The sequence below is a fragment of the Saccharothrix xinjiangensis genome, assembly GCF_039527585.1.
GTDB classification, from domain to species: Bacteria; Actinomycetota; Actinomycetes; order Mycobacteriales; family Pseudonocardiaceae; genus Actinosynnema; species Actinosynnema xinjiangensis.
Genome location: NZ_BAAAKE010000004.1, coordinates 428,988 through 447,507 on the forward strand (window position 1 = coordinate 428,988; position 18,520 = coordinate 447,507).

The following is an 18,520-nucleotide window of genomic DNA, read 5'->3' on the forward strand; positions in this document are numbered from 1 at the left end:
ACGGTTCGGCGCAGGTCAGGGCGAGGTCAGCCCAACTCGCAACCCACGAGCACCGGCTCGGGCCGCAGCTCCACCCCGAACGCCGCCCGCACCCCGTCGCGCACCTCGCGCGCCAGGTCGAGCAGGTCCTCCGTGGACGCGCCGCCGCGGTTGGTCAGCGCCAGGGTGTGCTTGCCCGACAGGGACACCCGGCCGCCGGCGCCGCGGTGCCCGCGGGTGAACCCGGCGCGCTCGATCAGCCACGCCGCCGACAGCTTCGCGTGCCCCTCGCCCGCCGGGTAGGTGGGCACGTCGACGTGCCGGCCCAGCCGCTCGGCGATGCGGATCAGCACGCCGGCCAAGGTGGACTCGTCCAGCAGCGGGTTGGTGAAGAACGAGCCCGCGCTCCACGTGTCGTGGTCGGCCGGGTCCAGCACCATGCCCTTGCCGCGCCGCAGGTCCAGCACCGCCTTGCGGGCCGCGTCGGCGGGCACCCGCTCGCCCTGCGCCACGCCGAGCACGCGCGCCAGCTCGGCGTACCGGATCGGCGCGGACTGGCCGCCCGCGGTCAGCGCGAACCGCGCCCGCAGCACGACCGCCTGGTCGGTGCCCTTCAGCACGCTGGTCCGGTAGGCCAGGCCCAGGCCCTCGGCGGGCACCTGGTGCACCCGGCCGGTGCGCCGGTCCAGCAGGTCGACCGAGGTCAGCACCTGCGAAACCTCGACGCCGTACGCGCCGACGTTCTGCACCGGGGTCGCGCCGACCAGGCCGGGGATGCCGGACAGGCACTCCAGCCCGCCCAGTCCCTGCGCCACGGCCTCCGCCACCACCGAGTCCCAGTCCTCGCCCGCCTCGACGGTGAGCTGCACCAGGCCGTCGCCGAGCGGGTCGAGCCGGCGGCCCGCCGTGCCGACCTGCACCGCGGTGCCGGCGAAACCGGCGTCCGCGACGACCAGGTTGGACCCGCCGCCGAGCAGCAGCACCGGCTCACCGGACGCGTCCAGGTCGCGGACGGTCTCGACGAGCTCGGCGGCCGTGGTGGCGCGCGTGAACCGCGCGGCCGGGCCACCGAGCCGCAACGTGGTGCACTCGGCGAGCCACGTCCGGGCACTGGACGGCGGGGTGGTCACGGGCGTCAACGGTAGCCTCCGCGACATGGCACGCCGCATCGAGCACCGAACCACGTCCTCCCGGCCCGCGCGGGACGTGTACGCCGCGCTGGTCGACGAGGGCCACCTGCGCGACCGCCTGGCCGTCCTGGGCGGCAAGGACGCCGAGCTGGTGACGTTCACCACGACCGGCCAGACCACGACCTACCAGCTCAGGCAGGGCGTGGACGCGGCGGACCTGCCGTCGGTCGCGCGCGGCGTGCTCGGCGGCGACCTGGTCATCACGCGCACCGAGACCTGGACCGAGGCCGGCCTGACCGGGACCATCGAGGGCCTGCTGAACGGCGTGCCCGGCCGCATCGAGGGCGTCATCACGCTCTCCGACACGGCGGGCGGCAGCGAGCTGCACCTCGTCGGCCAGGTGAAGGTCGGCATCCCGCTGGTGGGCGGCAAGGTCGAGGGGATCGTCGTCGAGCAGGTCGCCAGGCTGCTGGACAAGGAGACCGGGTTCACCTCGGACTGGTTGGCGCGCCGCTCCTGACGATGGCCCGCACCCCACGCCTCGCCGCGGGCCGGGCCCGCGCCCTCGGCCTGCCCACGAGGGGCACGACCAACCCGAACCGCCTCCGCCGGGTCGACCGGTGGCTGGCGCACGCCCACCGCGACCTGCTGGCCGACGGCGAACCGCTGGTGGTCGACCTCGGCTACGGGTCGTCCCCGGTCACCACGGTCGAGCTGGCGACCCGCCTGCGCGCGCTCAACCCGGGCGTGCGCGTGCTCGGGCTGGAGCTGGACGCCGACCGCGTGGCCGCGGGCAAGGCGGCCGCCGACCCGCCCCGGCTGGACTTCCGGCGCGGCGGGTTCGAGCTGGCGGGGGCCCGGCCGGTGCTGCTGCGCGCGTTCAACGTGCTGCGGCAGTACGCGGAGGAGCAGGCCGCCGAGGCGTGGGGCACCATGCTGTCGCGGCTCGCGCCGGGCGGCGTGCTGGTGGAGGGCACGTGCGACGAGATCGGCCGCCGGTGCTGCTGGGTGTCGCTGACCGCCGAAGGCCCGCGGACCCTCACGCTCTCGTGCCTGCCCGCCGACCTGGAGTCGCCGGGCGACCTCGCCGAGCGCCTGCCCAAGGCGCTGATCCACCACAACGTCCCCGGTGAGCGGGTGCACGCCCTGCTGGCCGAGCTGGACGCGTGCTGGGCGACCGCCGCGCCCTACGCCCCGTACGGGCCGCGCGCCCGGTGGGTGGAGTCGGTGCGGCTGCTGGCCGCGCGCGGCTGGCCGGTGCTGGACGACCGCGGGCGGTGGCGGCTCGGGGAGATGACGGTGCCCTGGGACGTGGTGAGTCCCTAGGCTGTGACGGGTGGAACACGCGGAGTTCGTGACCGAGCTGAAGTCCCAGATCGCCGCCCTGCGCGCCGCCGCGGTGGCCGCCGGCCCCGACGCGCCCGTGCCGACGTGTCCCGAGTGGACGGTCAAGGACCTGGTGGCCCACCTGGCCCGCGTCCACTCGTGGGCGCTCTGCGCCCTCGACACGCCGCCCGACGGGCCCACGCCGCGGGCGCAGCCGCACCCGGAGGCGTGGGACGAGCTGCTGCCGTGGTGGGACGCCAGGGCGGACGAGCTGGTCGGCGCGCTGGAGGGCACCCTGTCCAACACGCCCGCGTGGACGTTCTCGGCCGACCGCACCTACGCGTTCTGGGCCCGCAGGCAGGCGCACGAGGTCGCCGTCCACCGGCTGGACGCCGAGCACGCCCGGCACGGCGGCGAGGTGCCGTCGCTGCTGTTCGACGTGCGGTTCGCGGCCGACGGCGTGGACGAGTACCTGACCACGATGCTGCCGCGCCAGGCCGGCCGCACGCCGGTCGAGCGCGAGGGCAGGCTGGTGCTGCACGCCGCCGACGCGGGCCGCGCCTGGGAGGTCCGGCTCGTCCCGGGGCGGGCGCCGGAGGTCGGCCCGGTCCAGGACGCGGGCACCGACGCGGACGCCACCGTCGCGGGCACCGCGGACGCGCTGTACCGGGCCGTGTGGGGCCGGCCGAGCGGCGCGGTCGTGTCCGGGGACAGGTCGTTGCCCGCCGCGCTGCCCCGACCGTAGATACTTGCCGTCGTGCCTCTGCCTGAGCGACGTTACGTGATCACCTTCGGCTGCTCCGACCGGACCGGGATCGTGGCCGGGATCTCCTCGTTCCTGGCCGAGCACGGCGGCTGGATCGTGGAGGCGGCCTACCACACCGACCAGGACACGAACTGGTTCTTCACGCGGCAGGAGGTGCGCGCGGACTCGCTGCGGTTCGACGTGGACGAGCTGCGGTCGCGGTTCGCCGTGGTGGCGCGCGAGCTGGGCGCGCACCCCGGTTCGTGGCGGGTCACCGACACCGGCGAGCGGCGGCGCGTGGTGATCCTGGTGTCCAAGGAGGGCCACTGCCTGTACGACCTGCTGGGCCGGGTGGCGTCGCGGGAGCTGGACGTGGACGTGTCGGCGGTGATCGGCAACCACGCCGACCTGGCCGGGATCACCAGGGCGCACGGCATCCCGTTCCACCACGTGCCGTTCCCGGCGAACGACCCGGAGGGCAAGCGGGCGTCGTTCGCCCAGCTGCGGCAGCTGGTGGACGCGCACGACCCGCACGCGGTCGTGCTGGCGCGGTTCATGCAGGTCCTGCCCACCGAGCTGTGCGCCGACTGGTCCGGGCGGGCGCTGAACATCCACCACAGCTTCCTGCCGTCCTTCATCGGCGCCCGCCCCTACCACCAGGCGCACGGCCGCGGCGTCAAGCTGGTCGGCGCGACCTGCCACTACGTCACCGCCGAACTGGACCAGGGCCCGATCGTCGAGCAGGACGTGATCCGCGTGGACCACACCGACTCGATCCCCGACATGGTCCGCAAGGGCCGCGACATCGAGAAGGTCGTCCTGGCCCGCGGCCTCCGCTGGCACCTGGAGGACCGGGTCCTGGTCCACGGCAACCGCACCGTCATCTTCTGACCCGCGTGTCCTCCACTCGGACATCGCGTGTCCTCCACTCGGACATCGCGAGTCGAACGCTCAGGACCACCGTGTCGAACGTTCAGGACCCCCGAATTCCACATTCGGGTCACGCGCGGAGAGCCGGGACGTAGGCTGCGCCGGTGCGCACGGAGTTCACCGACCTCGACCAGGTCCGCGCGGCCGACGACCTGAGGGACGCCGTCGTCGTCGGGCTCGACCTGGGCGCCGAGGAGCTGCGCGTGCCGGTGGACGGCGCGCTGTTCCTCGGCTGCACGCTCTCCCCCGCCGCCCAGCGCCGGGCGGCGGCGGCCGGGGCGCTCGTGTTCCCCGCGATCCCGGACCTGCCCTACGACGTGTACCGGTCGCGCCTCTACACGCCCGCCGAGCTGTTCGCCGGGTTCGACCCGGCCGACCCCGGCTCCTACGCCGGCACCCCCGACGCCGTCATCTACCGGCACACCCGCGCGCAGGGCCACAACCCGGACCCGCTGCACGCCCTCGCCGAGCGCCTGCACGACCACGCCATCACCTCGGCCCTCGGCGACGCCCTGACCGGCGCGCCGGTCGCCGTCATGGGCGGGCACGCGCTGGGCCGCGGCACCCCCGGTTACCGGCGCGCGGTCCGGCTGGGCGCGGCCCTCGGCGAGGCCGGGTTCACCGTGCTGACCGGCGGCGGGCCGGGCGTGATGGAGGCCGTGCCGCTGGGCGTGCGCGCCGGCGTGGACGAGGCGGTGCTCAGGGACCTGGCCAGGGCGCCGGGGTTCGGCGACGACGCCGAGTCGATCGGCCGCTGGATCGCCGCCTGCCCCACCGACCTGCCGACGTGGGAGCGCCCGCGCACCATCGGCCTCCCGACCTGGTTCTACGGCCACGAGCCGCCGAACCCGGCCTGCGAGCTGCACGCCAAGTACTTCGCCAACTCGGTCCGCGAGGACGGCCTGCTCACCATCGCCACCGGCGGCATCATCTACACGCCGGGCAGCGCGGGCACCGTGCAGGAGGTCTTCCAGGACTACTGCCAGAACCACTACGGCTCGGTCGGCCCGGCCGCGCCGATGGTGTTCCTGGGCAGGGACTTCTGGGTCGACGAGGTGCCGGCCGCGCCGCTGGTCCAGCGGCTGGCCCGGGGCCGGGAGGCCGAGCGCTGGATCCTGGTCACCGACGACGTGGCCGAGGCCGTGGAGTTCATGCGGGAGTACGCGGGGTGAGCACCCGCTCGACCACCTCCGCCGCGTCCAGGCACGTGTCCTCGCGGTAGGCGCGGCCGATCACCTGCACGCCGACCGGCACGCCGCCCGCCAACCCGGTCGGCACGGCCACCGCGGGCAGCCCCGCGAAGCTGGTCGCGGTGCACAGCCGCAGGGCCCGGCCCACCAGGTCGTGCCCCTCGGGGGTGCGCTCGGCGCCCGGCGCGAACGGCGGCTCGGTGAACACCGGCGCGAGCACCAGCGGGTGCCCGTCCAGGAACTCGGCCCACGCCCGCCGCACGCCCAGGTGCACGCCGGTGAGCCGCAGGTACTCGGGCAGGTCGACGGGCGCGGTCTTGGCCATGGACAGCTCGACGTACCGGTGGCCCTCCGCGCCGAGGAGGGTCCGCACGACCGGCCAGCTGGGCGCGAACTCGGTCATCAGCAGGTGCCCGTAGGCGTGCAGGGCGTCGTCCAGCCGCGGCACGTCGGTCTCGACGAGCTCGTACCCGGCGTCGGCCAGCGCGCCGGCCGCGTCCTCGACGGCCCGCCGCACGTCGGGGTGCACGCCCCGCCCGCCGGGGTCGGCCACCACCGCGACCCGCCGCGGCACGGGCTCGCCGGTCGGCGGCGCCGGCACGGCGCGCGGGTCGCGCGGGTCCGCGCCCGCCAGCGCGTGGAACGCCAGTCGCAGGTCGCCCGCCGTGCGGGCGAGCGGGCCGTCCACCGCGAACAGCTGCGCGCCCAGCGGCGGGTCGTCGGGGCCGAGCCGGTGGTCGGCGGCGAACCGGCCGGTGCTCGGCTTGAGCCCGGCGACGCCGCAGAACGACGCGGGCAGGCGCACCGAGCCGCCGGAGTCGTTGCCCAGGCCGAGGGCCGCCATGCCGGTGGCCACCGCGACGGCGTCGCCGCCGCTGCTGCCGCCGGGCGTGGCGGTCGGGTCCCAGGGGTTGGCGGTGTCGCCGAACAGCTCGCTGCGGGTGTGCACGCCGGCGAGGGTGAGCGTGGGCATGTTGGCGTGCCCGACGGGGATCGCGCCGGCGGCCCTCAGCCGCGCGACGGGCGGCGCGTCGGCGGTCGCGGTGAAGTGCTCGAACCGCGCCGCGCCGTGCGTGGTCGGCACGCCGCCGAGCGCGATGTTCTCCTTGACCGTGAACGGCACGCCCGCCAGCGGACCCTTCACGGGGTTCCGGTCCACCTCGGCGGCGTCGGCGAGCGCGCGGTCGGCGGTGAGCCGGGTGATGGCGTTGACCACCGGGTTGACCTCGGCGATCCGGTCGAGGTGGGCGCGCACCAGCTCCACCGCCGTGATCCGGCCGTCCCGCACCGCCGCGGCCTGCGCCGCCGCCGTCAGCTCCCACACCTGGCACCCCCAGTTTCGATACGCTTGTATCGGATACTATCCCCGGGTGCCCAGGGAGGTCGACCGGGATTCCCGGCGAGGCAGGATCACCGACGCGGTCTTCCTGCTGGCCGACGAGCGCGGCCTGGAGGGCGTGACGCTGCGGGACGTCGCGGCGCGCGCGGGCGTGTCGCTGGGTGCGGTGCAGCGGTGCTTCGGCACCAAGGACGAGATGCTGAAGTTCGCGCTCGACGAGGTCGGCAGGCGCGTCCTGGCCCGCGCGGGCGGCACGGCGGACGAGGCGGCGCGCGCCCTCGCCCTGCCCGAGCGCGCCGAGGCGAGGGTGTGGCTGGCGTTCGTCGCGCAGGCCGCGGTGAGCCCGAACCTCGCACCCGCGCTGCGCGCGAGCTACGCCGACCTGGAGGGCATGTTCGAGCGCCTGCTCGGCGACCGCGTGCGGGCCCGCGCGCTGGTCGCGCTGGCCGACGGCCTCACCGCGCACGTGCTCATCGGGCACCTCACGCCCGAGCAGGCGCGCGAGGTGCTCGACCGGTGCCTAGCGGGCCAGGCCCTCGACCACCTCGGCGCCGGGTAGCTTCGCCAGCACCGCGCCGGGCACCAGCAGCTTGCTGCCGCGCACCCCGCTGCCGATCACCAGCTCCGGCGCGGCCGCGACCTCCGGCGACAGCAGCACCGGCCAGTCCGCGGGCAGCCCGACGGGCGTGATGCCGCCGTACTCCATGCCGGACAGCGACACCGCGTCGTCCATCGGCGCGAACGACGCCTTGCGCGCGTCCAACCGCCGCCGCACGACCCCGTTGACGTCCGCCCGCGTGGTGGCGAGCACCACGCACGCCGCGTACCGCACGGTGTCACCGCGCTTGCCCGCGACGACCACGCAGTTCGCCGACGCCTCCAGCGGCGAGCCGTAGTGCGCGCAGAACTCCGCGGTGTCCGCCAGCGACGGGTCGATCTCGGCGACCGCGAGCCGCGAGCCGTCGGCCAGCGACCGCAGCGCCGCGGCGACCGGGTCGGCGACCAGGTCCAGCCGGTCGAGCACGGGCACGGGCGTCAGGCTCCCTGCGATGGTCCACACACCGCACATCCTGCCAAACCCGGCTTGACCTTGACGTTACGTCAACATCTAACGTCGTCCTGGCAGGAGGGAGGCGGTCATGGCCTGGTCGATCGCACAGGTCGCGCGGATGTCGAAGGTGACCTCGCGGACGTTGCGGCACTACGACGCGATCGGCCTGCTGGAGCCGGCGCGGGTCGGTGACAACGGCTACCGCTACTACGAGCGCGAACAGCTGCTCAGGCTCCAGCAGATCCTGCTGCTGCGCGACCTCGGTCTCGGCCTCGACACCGTGGCCGAGGTCCTGGACGGGCGGCACGGCGCGCTCGACGTGCTGCGCAACCACGCGCGGTGGCTGTCGACCGAGCAGGAGCGGCTGGCGAGGCTGGCCGAGACCGTCGCCAAGACCATCGAGGAACTGGAAGGGGGTTACCGCATGAAGATGGAGGAGCTGTTCGAGGGCTTCGACGCCGACCGCCAGGCCCGCTACGAGGCGGAACTGGTGGAGCGCTACGGCGAGGGCGCCCAGGAGCACATCGACGAGGGCAAGCGCCGGATGCGGGACTGGACGAAGGCCGACGCCGAGGGGTTCACGGCGGAGTGGAAGTCGATCGGGGAGGCCTTCGCCGCCCTGTTCGACGCCGGGGTCGCGCCCGACGCCCCGGAGGCGCTGGAGGTGACGGACCGGCACCACACCTGGCTGTGCCGGAGCTGGACGCCGAACCGCGAGTCGTACGCGGGGCTCGGTCAGCTGTACGTCGACGCGCCGGACTTCAAGGTGCAGTTCGACGCGCACGCCGAGGGGTTCGCCGAGTACGTCCGCGACGCCATGGCGGCCTACGCCCAGGAGCGGCTGTAGGAACGGTCACGGGGAGGTGCACCTCCCCGTGACCGGGCCGCACCCCGCGGTGGGGCGTCACACGTCGCGCAGCCCGAACGCCTTCAGCGCCTCCCGGTTGAACGCGGGCAGGTCGTCGGGGTTGCGGCTGGTGACCAGCGTCCACCCGTGCGCGCCGCAGACCCGCACCTCCTCGTCCGCCCAGTCGCCGCCCGCGTTGCGGATGTCGGTGGCCAGGCTCGGGAACGAGGTCAGCGCCTTGCCGCGCACCACGTCCGCCTCCACCAGCAGCCACGGCCCGTGGCAGATCGAGGCGATCGGCTTGCCCGCGGCCACGTGCTGCTTGACGAAGCGCACCGCGTCGCGGTCCATGCGGAGGAAATCCGCGTTGGCGACGCCACCCGGGATGACGATGCCGTCGTAGTCGTTGGGGTCGGCGTGCGCGTAAGGCACGTCCACGTCGAACTCGTCGGCGGGCGTCAGGTGGTTGAACCCGCGCACCTTCCCGAGCTTCGGCGCGAGCAGCCTGGGCACCGCGCCCGCCTTCTCCACGTGCTGCCAGGGCTCGGTCAGCTCGACCTGCTCGATGCCCTCCGTGTCGACCAGGAACGCGATCTTCTTCTGTTCGGCCATGCGCTTCGGCTACCCGTGCAGGAAGTCGACCAACCACCCGCGCACGTCACCCCGGTGGGTCAACCACGAGGGCACCAGCTCCAGCCTGCCGTTCGGGAACGCGGCGGCCACCTGCTCGGCCACGTCCTCCGGGTGCAGCGGGTCCCGCGTCGCGCCGACCACCAGCACCGGGGCGGTGACCAGCGCCAACGCCGCCCGGTCCGGCACCGCGACCTGGCCGGGCAGCGCGTCCAGGGCGTCGTCGAGGCGGGCGTACGCGGCCCGCCGACGCGCCTGGTAGTCCGGTGGCCCGCCGACGGCGGCGATGGCCTCCTCGCGCGGCAGCGCCGGCCGGGGCTCGTCCAGCACGGCGGGCAGCAGCAGGACCACGCGCTCGAACGCGTCGGGTTCCCCGGCCAGCAGCGACAGCAGGGCGCCGGCCGTGAGGGACACGCCGATCGCGCGGGTCGCGCCGGTGTCGCGGGCCGCTCCCCGCAGGTCGGCGGCTATGCGCCGGTAGTCCCAGTAGCCCTCGGGCGCGTCCGGGGCGTCCCCGTGCGAGGGGAGGGTGACCACGACCTTCGTGCCCGGCAGACCGGACGTGGGCAGGCGCGCCTCACCGGGCGTCGCGCCGAGGCCGTGGCCGACGAGGGTGACGGGTGCACCGGAGCCGAAGCCCCGGTGCGTCACCACCGGGGTCCGCGCTGCACCTCGATCAGCCGCGGGCGCACGTCCACGACGTAGATGGTGACCGCGACGAGCCCGGCGAGCCAGAACATGGCGCCCGCCGAGAACGGGCTGAACAGCAGCAGCGCGAACGCGCCGCCGCCGGTGATGCCGAGCCACGCGGGCTTGGTCATGCGATCCGCGGCCTGGTAGGCGTCGGCGCGCTGCGAGAGTGCGTGCGCGAACGCGAACACACCCATGCCCAGCGCGGCGTAGTAAGCCACGAACATGACCCAGAGGTCCAGGTACAACGGGCTGAGTTCCGGGATCGGGAAGAACACAGCACCAGACTACGTGCGTCGCGCGTGCGCGGTACAGCCGAAACGGGGCGTCCCGGTGGGACGCCCCGTCACTTCGCGCCACCGGCGGTCCTGCTCGACCGCGGTCCTGCTCGGCCGCGGTTCCGCTCGGCGGTGGTCCTGCTCGACCGCGGTCCTACTCGGCGGCGCCGGTCGACTTGCGCGCCGCGGTGCTGCCGCGGCCCGTGCCGGTCGTCTTGCGCGTGGTGGTGCGGTCCGCCGCCTTGCGGGCGGTGGCGCGCACCTCGTGGGCGACCTCGCCACCCGCCTCCACGACCGCCTCGGCCAGCTTCTCGGTGGCCTCCTCGACGTCGCTCGCGGCCTTCTCGCCGGCCGCGCGGGTGCGGCGGGTGACCTTGCCGAGCACGTCGTCGGCCAGGTCGCGGGCTTCCGAGGCGGCGGTGCCGGTGCGCTTCTGCGCGGTCTCCACGGCCTCCTCGACCTGGTTGAGGGCCTTCTGGAGCTGCGGCTGGACCTTCAGCTTCTCCAGCGCCTCCTCACCGTGGTGGGCGAGGAACTGGTACAGGTTCAGCGCCGACTGCGTGTAGGCGTCGACGACCTTGCGCAGCTCGACCGGGTCGAACTTGTCCTTCAACCCGGTGAAGTCGGTCGACTCGGCCGCCTGCTTCGCCGTCTCGGCGCGCTCGCGGGCCTTGCCCAGCGCCTCGACGACGGCCTTGGCGGCCAGGTCGCCCGCGCCCAGGGCGGCGAGCAGCGGGGTCCGGGCGGCGGCGACGGCCTGCTCGCCCGCCTTGCGCAGCTCCTCGGTGGTGGGCAGGTTCGGCATGGCGATCACTCCTCGGACTGGTTCGTGGCGGCGGGCTGGTTCGGGGCGGCGGGCGCCCGGTGGTCGGCCGCCGCGTTCTCCCGCCGGAAGGACTCGTAGACGTCGAGCAGCACCTGCTTCTGCCGCTCGGTCAGCTCTGGGGCCGTGACGATGGCGTCGGCGAGCGCACCGCCCTCGCGCTGCTCCAGGATCCCGGCCTCGACGTACAGCGCCTCGGCCGAGATCCGCAGGCCCTTCGCGATCTGCTGGAGGATCTCCGCGCTCGGCTTGCGCAGGCCCCGCTCGATCTGGCTCAGGTACGGGTTGGAGACGCCCGCGAGCTTGGCCAGCTGCCGCAACGAGATCTTCGCGGTGTTGCGCTGCTGGCGGATGTACTCGCCGATGTCGCGGCCGAGGTCGGCCACCGCCTTGTCGATGGGCTTGTCCACCTGCGGCACCTCCTCGATCCGCTGTCGACGGTACGCGCGAGTGCTAGCAGCTGCAAGCGGACTGCTAGCAACTCGGACGTGGGCTCGCCCACAGCGCTACGGTGGGGGCGTGGACCTTGCGGCGAAGCTGCGCGACGAGCTGGTCGACTCGCTCACGGCCTCCGGCGTGCTGCGCGACCCGCGCTGGGTCGCGGCGTTTCGCGAGGTCCCGAGGCACGTGTTCCTGCCGGGGTTCTTCGTGCAGCGACCGGACGGCGCGTGGTCGGCGCTGACCGCCGACCACCCGGACCACCTCGCGCTGGTCTACCGCAACCAGGTGTGCGTGACCCAGTTGAACGGTGACGACCGCGCCTGGGAGCAAGCACTCGCCGGGCGTCCCGCGCTCGGGACGCCCACGAGTTCGTCGAGCATGCCCGCGATCATGGCGATCATGCTGGAGGCGCTGGACGTCGCGCCCGGCTCGCGGGTGCTGGAGATCGGGGCGGGCACCGGCTACAACGCCGCGCTGCTCAGCCACGCGCTGGGCGCGGGGAACGTCACCACGATCGACGTGGACCCGGCCGTGCTGGCGCGGGCCTCCGCCCACCTGGCCGCCGCCGGCCACCACCCCGCGTGCGTCCTGGGCGACGGCGAGCTGGGCCACCCGCCCGGCGCGCCCTACGACCGGGTCCTGGGCACCTGCGCGGTCTCCCGCATCCCGGCGGCGTGGCTGACCCAGACGTCACCCGGTGGCGTGATCGTGACCACGTTCAACCGGGCGATCGGCGCGGGCCTGGTCCGCCTGACCGTGCGCGACGGCGTGGCCACCGGCCCGGTCATGGCCGAGGACGGGCGCTTCATGCCGCTGCGCGCGCACCACGCCGCGTGGGCCGAGGACGCCCTCGCCGACGCCCTGACCGCCGAGCCGACCACCGCGCGCGGCACCCTCCTGACCCCGGAGCTGGTGCTCGACCCGGCACGCGGCTTCGAGTTCTTCGCGGGCCTGGCGCTGCCCGGCGTCGTCGCGGCCGGCGACCCGCCGCGCCTGGCCCACCCGGACGGGTCCTGGGTCCGCCACCGGGGCACGTCGGTCGCCCAGGGCGGACCCCGCCGCCTCTGGGACGACGCCGAGGCCGCCTACGCGCGGTGGCGCGCCCTGGGCAAACCCCGCCGCCACCACTTCACCTTCACCGCCACCCCCACGACCCAGCACTTCACCCTCGCCCGAACCACCCACACCTGGCCCCTCTGACCGCGTGTCCTCCACTCGGACACCGCGTGTCCTCCACTCCGGCACCGCGAGTCCTCCACTCCGGCACCGCGAGTCCTCCACTCAGGCACCGCGAGTCACGCGCTCAGTCGAACAGCTCCTCCAGGAAGCTGCGCCGACGGCGCCGGCCGTAATACGGGTCGTAGTAGCCGGGGTGGGCGGGCGGCGGGGGGACCGTCCCCGGTGGCGGCTGGTAGGCGGGCGGCGGACCCGACGGGGTGCCGGGAGGCGGCTGGTAGGGCGGGGGTGGCTGGTAGGCGGGCGGCGGACCGGCGGGCTGGGCGACAGCGGGTGGGGTGACAGCAGGCAGTTGCGCGGGCGGCGGCTCGGCGGCGGAGTGGTCGGCGGGTGGCTGGTCGGGGGCCGGCTGGTCGGCGGGCGGTGGCTCGGCGGACTGGTCGGCAGCAGGCAGCTCGGCAACAGGCCGGTCGGCGGCAGGCAGCTCGGCGGCGTCCGACGCGGCGGGCAGCGCCCGGGTCTCCTGGTCACCGCCCTGCCCGTGGTTCGGCTCGGCGACCGGCGCCGTGACCGGCACACCCACAGGCGCTCCCACAGGCGCTCCCACCGGCACCCCCACGGGAACACCCACCGGCAGCACCGGCCCGCCGTCCGGCAGGTAGGGCGGCGCGTAGTGGGCCCGCTCGGCGGCGATGATCTGTTCCAGCTCACCGCCGTCGAGGAAGACGCCGTGGCAGTTCTCGCACTGCTCGACGTGCACGGACCCCCGGGTGATGGTCCGCATCAGGTCCTGGCATTTCGGGCAGATCACAGATCCGAGGGTACGCACGCCACGCGAGTGATCGCCCCTGCACCTTGAGTGACCTCCGAGCGAGCGGTGGGCCATGATTTCGTGGTGTCCAGATTCCACCAGCGGGCCGTCCTGGCCGGGTGCGTGCTGGCCGCCGTCCTCGCGGTGGCCGGCCTGTTCGTCACCGACTACGGCATCGACCCCGACGCGTGGCTGATCGGCCTGGCCGTCGGCTTCGTGGCGCTGCTCGCCGCGGTCGACCCGTGGCTGCACCGCAGGCGCGCCGCAGGCCTCGCCACCGACGACAACCTCGACGCCGCCGCGAACGCCCTCACCCAGGCGCTCCACACCCAGTGGAACGAGGAGTGCGGGGCCCGCGGCCTGACCGACCACCTGCTGGACCTGCACTGGAGCGCGCTGGTGGGCGATCCCGGCCACAGCGACGGCGTCCTCGGCGCGTTCCGGCGCGCCGGCGGGCGCATGGTGTTCCTCGGCGACGCGGGCGCGGGCAAGAGCACCACCGCGATGCTGCTCACCACCGGCCTGCTCGACCGGCGCCCCGGTGAACCGGTGCCGTTCCTGCTGCCCCTGTCCACGTGGGACCCGGGCGTGGAGGACGTGCGCACCTGGATGACCCGCCGCCTCTACGAGGACCACCCGGCGTTGCGCAACACCGAGCTGTACGGCAGCTACGCGGCCGAGCTGCTGGTGGAGCAGCGGCGCGTGCTCCCCGTGCTCGACGGGCTCGACCAGGTGCCCGCCGAGCACCGGGGGCACGCGCTCGACCGCATCAACCGGGCGTTCCCGAGGAACCACCCGTTGGTGTTGACCTGCCGCACGGACGAGTTCGCCGGGGCGCGGGTGGCGGGCGCCCACGTGGTGGAGCTCCAGCCGCTGGACCACGAGGAGATCGCGGGCTACCTGCGGGCGACCTCGGACCCGGTGACGGCGGCCCGCTGGGAGCCGATCTTCCTGCACCTGCGCGACGAGCCGGACGACCGCCTGGCGGAGGCGCTGTGCACGCCGCTCGCGGTGTCGCTGGCGAGCGTGGTGTACGCCTCCGGCGAGCCGAGCGAGCTGCTCGACCGCGCCCGGTTCCCCGATCGCCGCGCGATCGAGGAGCACCTGGTGGACTCGCTGGTCACGGGCTCGTTCGGCGACCGCGGGGTGGCGCACCAGGCCCGGTTGAGCCAGGTGTGGCCGCGGGACCGGGCGCGGCGCTGGCTGGCGTTCCTGGCGGGCCAGATGCGCGACCGCGGTGTGCGCGAGCTGGCCTGGTGGGACCTGCGGCGCTCGGTCAACGGCACGTGGCTGGCGCTGCTCGGCGCGCTGGCGCTGGGCCTCGTCGGCGGGTTCGGCGTGGCGTGGCTGATGGCCTACGCGAGCACGCCGGAGTTCGCGCCGCTCACCGGCCTGGGCGCGGGCGTGGCCATCGCGGTGGCCGCGCTGCACGCGTCCGGGCACCGCGCGCCGAAGCCGCGCCTGGACGTGTGGCGCAGCCTGGTGGTGGTCAGCGGGGTGCTCGGCGCGGTGGCCGGCCTGGTGTTCGGCGCCCTGTACGGGCTGTCGGCGGGCCTGGTCGTCGGCCTCGGCATCGCGGTGGTGGTGGCGCTGCGGTTCGCGCTGGGCAGCAGCGCCGAGTTGACCCACCCGTCGAGCCCGCGGTGGACGATGACGCGGGACCGGGTCGCGGTGTGGACCGGGTCGCTGGTGCCGGCCGTGGTGTTCGGCGCGGCGGCCGGGCTGGTGTTCGGCCCGAACCAGGCCGGGATGGTGGGCCTCGGCCTGGCGTGCGGCGTGATGCTCGGCTTCACGCTGTCCGTGCTGCACCTGCGCTGGTGGTGGTTCACCGTGGCGCGGGTGTGGCTCGCGCTGCGCGGCAAGCTGCCGTGGGAGCTGACCGTGTTCCTGGAGGACGCGCGCAAGCTCGGCGTGCTGCGGCAGGCGGGCGCCGCGTACCAGTTCCGGCACGCGCTGGTGCAGGACCGGCTGGCGGGCGCCCGCGCGGAGGTGAGGTCAGGCGCCTAGCTTCCGCAGCCGGTCGATCGCCTCGTCCAGCACCTCGTCGCGCTTGCAGAACGCGAAGCGCACCAGGTGCCGCCACTGGTCGGGGTGGTCGGTGAACACCTGCACGGGCACGCCCGCGACGCCGATCCGCCCCGGCAGCTCGCGGCACAGCTGCTCGCCGTCGGTGAAGCCGAGCGGGCGGACGTCCGCGGTGATGAAGTAGGTGCCCTGGCTGGGCCGCACCGCGAACCCCGCCTCGGTGAGGCCGGCGGCCAGCCGCGACCGCTTGTCCTGCAACGACGCCCGCAGCCGCTCGACCCAGTCCAGCTCGTGGCGCAGCGCGTGCGCCACGGCGGGCTGGAACGGCGCGCCGCCGACGAAGGTCAGGAACTGCTTGGCCGCGCGCACCGCGCCGACCAGCTCGGGCCGGGCGCACACCCAGCCGATCTTCCAGCCGGTGCAGTTGAAGGACTTGCCGGCACCGGAGATGGTCACGGTGCGCTCGGCCATGCCGGGCAGCGTGGCCAGCGGCACGTGCTCCAGGTCGTCGAACACCAGGTGCTCGTACACCTCGTCGGTGATGGCCACCACGTCGTGCTCGACGCACAGGCGCGCGATGGCGGCCAGCTCGTCGCGGTTGAGCACGGTGCCGGTGGGGTTGTGCGGCGAGTTGACCAGCACGGCCCTGGTCCGCGGCCCGAACGCCGCCGCCAGCGCGGCCACGTCCAGGCCGAGGCGGCCGGTGCCGGGCTCCTCGACCAGGCCGACGGTGCGCCGCGTCGCGCCCGCCAGCGCCACGGACGCCGCGTACGAGTCGTAGTAGGGCTCGATCAGCACGACCTCGTCGCCGGGCTCGACCAGCGCCAGCAGCGAGGCGGCGATGGCCTCGGTGGCGCCCACCGTGACCAGGATGTCGGTGTCCGGGTCGTGGTGCGTGCCGTAGCGGGCCCGGTGCTCGGAGATCGCCCGCCGCAGCTCGGGCGTGCCCGGCCCCGGCGGGTACTGGTTGAGGCCGCCGTCGATGGCCTCCTTGGCGACCCGGAGCATCCCGGCCGGCCCGTCGGTGTCGGGGAAGCCCTGGCCGAGGTTCACCGCGCCGGTGCGGGTGGCCAACGCGGTCATCTCCGCGAAGATCGTCGAGGTGAACGGCCGCAACCTGGGGACTAGCGCTGGTACCCGCACGACTCCGAATCTTCACGGACAATGGCGGTGTGGAGCAACTTACCGCCGCTGACCAGCTCAAGCTCCGAGGGCTGCGCCGGATGAAGCTCGTGGCCACGGGCTTCTTCCTCGCCGCGACCGCCGTCTTCCTCGTCGCGCTGCTGTTCGAGGACGACGGCCCGACGTGGGTGGGGTACGTGCGCGCCGCCGCCGAGGCGGGCATGGTGGGCGCGCTGGCCGACTGGTTCGCCGTGACGGCGCTGTTCCGCAGGCCGCTGGGGCTGCCGATCCCGCACACGGCGATCATCCCGACCCGCAAGGACACCTTCGGCGACGCGCTGGGCTCGTTCGTCGGGCAGAACTTCCTGTCCGAGGCGGTGGTGCGGGACAAGCTGCGGCGCGTCCACGTGTCGCGGCGGCTGGGCGAGTGGCTGGTCAAGCCGGAGAACGCCGAGCGGGTGACGTCGGAGGTGGCCAACGTGGTGCGCGGCGCGGTGACCGTGCTGCGGGACGAGGACGTGCAGGCGATCGTCGAGCAGGCGGTGGTGCGGCGGCTGGTCGACCGGCCGTGGGGCCCGCCGCTGGGCGAGCTGCTCGGGCAGGTGCTGTCCGACGGGGCGCACCACAAGCTGGTCGACCTGATGTGCGACCGGGCCTACGACTGGGTGCGGGACAACTACGAGAAGGTCATGGGCGTGGTGTCCGACCGCGCGCCGTCGTGGTCGCCGAAGTTCGTGGACTCCATGCTCGGCGACAAGGTCTACACGGAGCTGCTGAACTTCGCGTGGGCGGTGAAGACCGACGTCAACCACCCGATGCGGCTCGCGGTGGACCAGTTCCTGATCGAGTTCGCCGACGACCTGCGCACCGACCCGGCCACCATGCAGCGGGCGGAGCAGGTCAAGAACCAGGTCGTCGAGCACCCGGACGTGCAGCGGCTCATCGGGTCGGCGTGGGGCACGGCGAAGAAGATGCTGCTGGACGCGGCCGAGGACCCGTCGTCGGAGCTGCGGCGGCGCGTGCGCGAGGGCCTGCTGTCGTTCGGCGGCAGGCTGGTCTCGGACGAGGCGATGCGCGCGAAGGTCGACGGGTGGCTGGAGGGCGCGGCGGCGTACGTGGTGACCCACTACCGCGACGAGATCACCACGCTGATCACCGACACCGTGGAGCGCTGGGACGCCGAGGAGACGTCGCGCAAGATCGAGCTCCAGGTGGGGCGCGACCTCCAGTTCATCCGCATCAACGGCACGGTCGTGGGCGCCCTGGCCGGCCTGGTCATCTACACCGTCGGCCAGTTGGTCACCTGAGGCCGCGCGCGTCCGGGGCGCATGACGTCGCGCGTGTCATGCGCCCGGACCCCGCGTGCCGCGCGCCCGGGACCGGTTCGTCGCGCTCCGGGTTCGGGCGTTCAGGTCACGCTCAGGGCGCGGCGCTCGCGCCAGTTGCGCGCCTTCTCCCGGTTCCCGCACGTCTGCATCGAGCACCAGGTGCGCGAGCGGTTGCGCGAGCGGTCGAAGAACGCCCACCGGCAGTCGTCCGCCTGGCAGATCTTGAACCGCTCCCAGGAGCCCAGCACCGCCAGCCGCGCCGCCGCGCCGAGCACCGCGCCGAGGGCGTCGGTGCCGGACATGGTCGGCACGCCGTGGCTGAGGTCGACGCGGACCAGGCCCGCGGCGGGGGTGGGGTCGGGTCCGTCGTGCCGTTCACCCAGCGAGGCCCGCAGCGAGTCGCGGGCGGCTCGGACCTCCCCCGGGTCACCCGGCCTGCCCAGGCCGCGTTCGGTGACCCACGCGCGCCAGGCGGCGGCGCTGTCCAGGACGTCCGTGCCGAGTTCGAGATCTCGGGTGTTCAGGAAAGCGAGCAGCAGCTCCACATCGTGTTCCGCATCGCCGGCTCGACCCTGCGGGAAAGCCGCGTGGTCCCAGCCGGCCGCCAGACCAGTCACCCCTCCACTGTAGGCGTCGGAGGGTCACGATGTGGCCAAGTA

21 protein-coding genes are annotated in these 18,520 nt (G+C 74.4%); 10 read left to right on the plus strand and 11 right to left on the minus strand.

Annotated elements, in window-relative coordinates; all coding sequences use genetic code 11:
• Positions 1–26: 26 nt before the first annotated feature.
• A complete protein-coding gene (locus tag ABD223_RS12665; RefSeq protein ID WP_344036296.1) occupies positions 27–1,136 on the minus strand; it encodes a UDP-N-acetylmuramate dehydrogenase in 1,110 nt (369 codons plus the stop codon).
• Between ABD223_RS12665 and ABD223_RS12670 the strand changes: the two genes are divergently transcribed.
• The 5 genes from ABD223_RS12670 (at position 1,135) to ABD223_RS12690 (ending at position 5,282) form a co-directional block, all read left to right on the plus strand.
• Complete coding sequence (locus ABD223_RS12670) at positions 1,135–1,629, plus strand: DUF2505 domain-containing protein (protein ID WP_344036297.1); 495 nt, start codon at positions 1,135–1,137, stop codon at positions 1,627–1,629. The two genes, ABD223_RS12665 and ABD223_RS12670, sit on opposite strands and share 2 nt — an antisense overlap.
• Positions 1,630–1,631: 2 nt before the next feature.
• Positions 1,632–2,435: a class I SAM-dependent methyltransferase gene (locus ABD223_RS12675; RefSeq protein WP_344036298.1), complete on the plus strand. Its 804-nt coding sequence runs from the start codon at positions 1,632–1,634 to the stop codon at positions 2,433–2,435.
• 10 nt (positions 2,436–2,445) lie between these two features.
• The gene (locus ABD223_RS12680; protein ID WP_344036299.1) at positions 2,446–3,180 is read left to right on the plus strand and encodes a maleylpyruvate isomerase family mycothiol-dependent enzyme; all 735 of its coding nucleotides are present in this window, start codon (positions 2,446–2,448) and stop codon (positions 3,178–3,180) included.
• A gap of 12 nt (positions 3,181–3,192) precedes the next feature.
• A complete protein-coding gene (purU, locus tag ABD223_RS12685) occupies positions 3,193–4,071 on the plus strand; it encodes a formyltetrahydrofolate deformylase (protein ID WP_344036300.1) in 879 nt (292 codons plus the stop codon).
• A 143-nt stretch (positions 4,072–4,214) separates the two neighbouring features.
• Positions 4,215–5,282 (plus strand): LOG family protein, encoded by a 1,068-nt coding sequence (locus tag ABD223_RS12690; RefSeq protein WP_344036301.1) that lies wholly within the window; start codon positions 4,215–4,217, stop codon positions 5,280–5,282.
• Here ABD223_RS12690 and ABD223_RS12695 read toward each other — a convergent pair.
• A complete protein-coding gene (locus ABD223_RS12695; RefSeq protein ID WP_344036302.1) occupies positions 5,260–6,624 on the minus strand; it encodes an amidase in 1,365 nt (454 codons plus the stop codon). The two genes, ABD223_RS12690 and ABD223_RS12695, sit on opposite strands and share 23 nt — an antisense overlap.
• Before the next feature lie 46 nt (positions 6,625–6,670).
• Here ABD223_RS12695 and ABD223_RS12700 point away from each other — a divergent pair, with 46 nt between their 5' ends.
• Complete coding sequence (locus ABD223_RS12700; RefSeq protein WP_344036303.1) at positions 6,671–7,198, plus strand: TetR/AcrR family transcriptional regulator; 528 nt, start codon at positions 6,671–6,673, stop codon at positions 7,196–7,198.
• Here ABD223_RS12700 and ABD223_RS12705 read toward each other — a convergent pair.
• Positions 7,160–7,708 carry a YbaK/EbsC family protein gene (locus ABD223_RS12705; protein ID WP_344036304.1) on the minus strand — a complete coding sequence of 183 codons (549 nt, stop codon included), beginning with the start codon at positions 7,706–7,708 and terminating at the stop codon, positions 7,160–7,162. The two genes, ABD223_RS12700 and ABD223_RS12705, sit on opposite strands and share 39 nt — an antisense overlap.
• Before the next feature lie 70 nt (positions 7,709–7,778).
• Between ABD223_RS12705 and ABD223_RS12710 the strand changes: the two genes are divergently transcribed.
• A complete protein-coding gene (locus ABD223_RS12710) occupies positions 7,779–8,537 on the plus strand; it encodes a MerR family transcriptional regulator (RefSeq protein ID WP_344036305.1) in 759 nt (252 codons plus the stop codon).
• A gap of 57 nt (positions 8,538–8,594) precedes the next feature.
• Here the strand turns inward: ABD223_RS12710 and ABD223_RS12715 are convergent, their stop codons facing one another.
• From ABD223_RS12715 to ABD223_RS12735, 5 genes are all read right to left on the minus strand, one after another.
• Positions 8,595–9,149 carry a type 1 glutamine amidotransferase domain-containing protein gene (locus tag ABD223_RS12715; protein WP_344036306.1) on the minus strand — a complete coding sequence of 185 codons (555 nt, stop codon included), beginning with the start codon at positions 9,147–9,149 and terminating at the stop codon, positions 8,595–8,597.
• Positions 9,150–9,158: 9 nt separating this feature from the next.
• The gene (locus ABD223_RS12720; protein WP_344036307.1) at positions 9,159–9,821 is read right to left on the minus strand and encodes an alpha/beta fold hydrolase; all 663 of its coding nucleotides are present in this window, start codon (positions 9,819–9,821) and stop codon (positions 9,159–9,161) included.
• Complete coding sequence (locus ABD223_RS12725) at positions 9,815–10,105, minus strand: DUF2516 family protein (protein WP_380647933.1); 291 nt, start codon at positions 10,103–10,105, stop codon at positions 9,815–9,817. Before ABD223_RS12725 ends, ABD223_RS12720 begins: the two co-directional genes overlap by 7 nt.
• A 184-nt stretch (positions 10,106–10,289) precedes the next feature.
• Complete coding sequence (locus tag ABD223_RS12730) at positions 10,290–10,940, minus strand: hypothetical protein (RefSeq protein ID WP_344036309.1); 651 nt, start codon at positions 10,938–10,940, stop codon at positions 10,290–10,292.
• 5 nt (positions 10,941–10,945) lie between these two features.
• The gene (locus ABD223_RS12735; RefSeq protein ID WP_344036310.1) at positions 10,946–11,368 is read right to left on the minus strand and encodes a helix-turn-helix domain-containing protein; all 423 of its coding nucleotides are present in this window, start codon (positions 11,366–11,368) and stop codon (positions 10,946–10,948) included.
• A 109-nt stretch (positions 11,369–11,477) separates the two neighbouring features.
• Here ABD223_RS12735 and ABD223_RS12740 point away from each other — a divergent pair, with 109 nt between their 5' ends.
• Positions 11,478–12,599: a methyltransferase domain-containing protein gene (locus ABD223_RS12740; RefSeq protein ID WP_344036311.1), complete on the plus strand. Its 1,122-nt coding sequence runs from the start codon at positions 11,478–11,480 to the stop codon at positions 12,597–12,599.
• Positions 12,600–12,702: 103 nt separating this feature from the next.
• Here ABD223_RS12740 and ABD223_RS12745 read toward each other — a convergent pair whose 3' ends face one another.
• Positions 12,703–13,386 (minus strand): TFIIB-type zinc ribbon-containing protein, encoded by a 684-nt coding sequence (locus ABD223_RS12745; protein WP_344036312.1) that lies wholly within the window; start codon positions 13,384–13,386, stop codon positions 12,703–12,705.
• Between the two features lie 84 nt (positions 13,387–13,470).
• On the opposite strand from ABD223_RS12745, the gene ABD223_RS12750 reads away from it, so the two are divergent.
• Positions 13,471–15,393, plus strand: a complete 1,923-nt coding sequence (locus tag ABD223_RS12750) for an NACHT domain-containing protein (RefSeq protein ID WP_344036313.1) — start codon at positions 13,471–13,473, stop codon at positions 15,391–15,393.
• Here ABD223_RS12750 and ABD223_RS12755 read toward each other — a convergent pair.
• Positions 15,382–16,554, minus strand: coding sequence for a pyridoxal phosphate-dependent aminotransferase (locus ABD223_RS12755; protein ID WP_344036314.1), 1,173 nt, complete (start codon positions 16,552–16,554; stop codon positions 15,382–15,384). The genes ABD223_RS12750 and ABD223_RS12755 overlap by 12 nt on opposite strands.
• 29 nt (positions 16,555–16,583) lie before the next feature.
• On the opposite strand from ABD223_RS12755, the gene ABD223_RS12760 reads away from it, so the two are divergent.
• The gene (locus tag ABD223_RS12760; protein WP_380647885.1) at positions 16,584–17,840 is read left to right on the plus strand and encodes a DUF445 domain-containing protein; all 1,257 of its coding nucleotides are present in this window, start codon (positions 16,584–16,586) and stop codon (positions 17,838–17,840) included.
• Positions 17,841–17,941: 101 nt separating this feature from the next.
• Here ABD223_RS12760 and ABD223_RS12765 read toward each other — a convergent pair whose 3' ends face one another.
• Positions 17,942–18,478 (minus strand): CGNR zinc finger domain-containing protein, encoded by a 537-nt coding sequence (locus ABD223_RS12765; RefSeq protein WP_344036316.1) that lies wholly within the window; start codon positions 18,476–18,478, stop codon positions 17,942–17,944.
• Between the last annotated feature and the right edge of the window lie 42 nt (positions 18,479–18,520).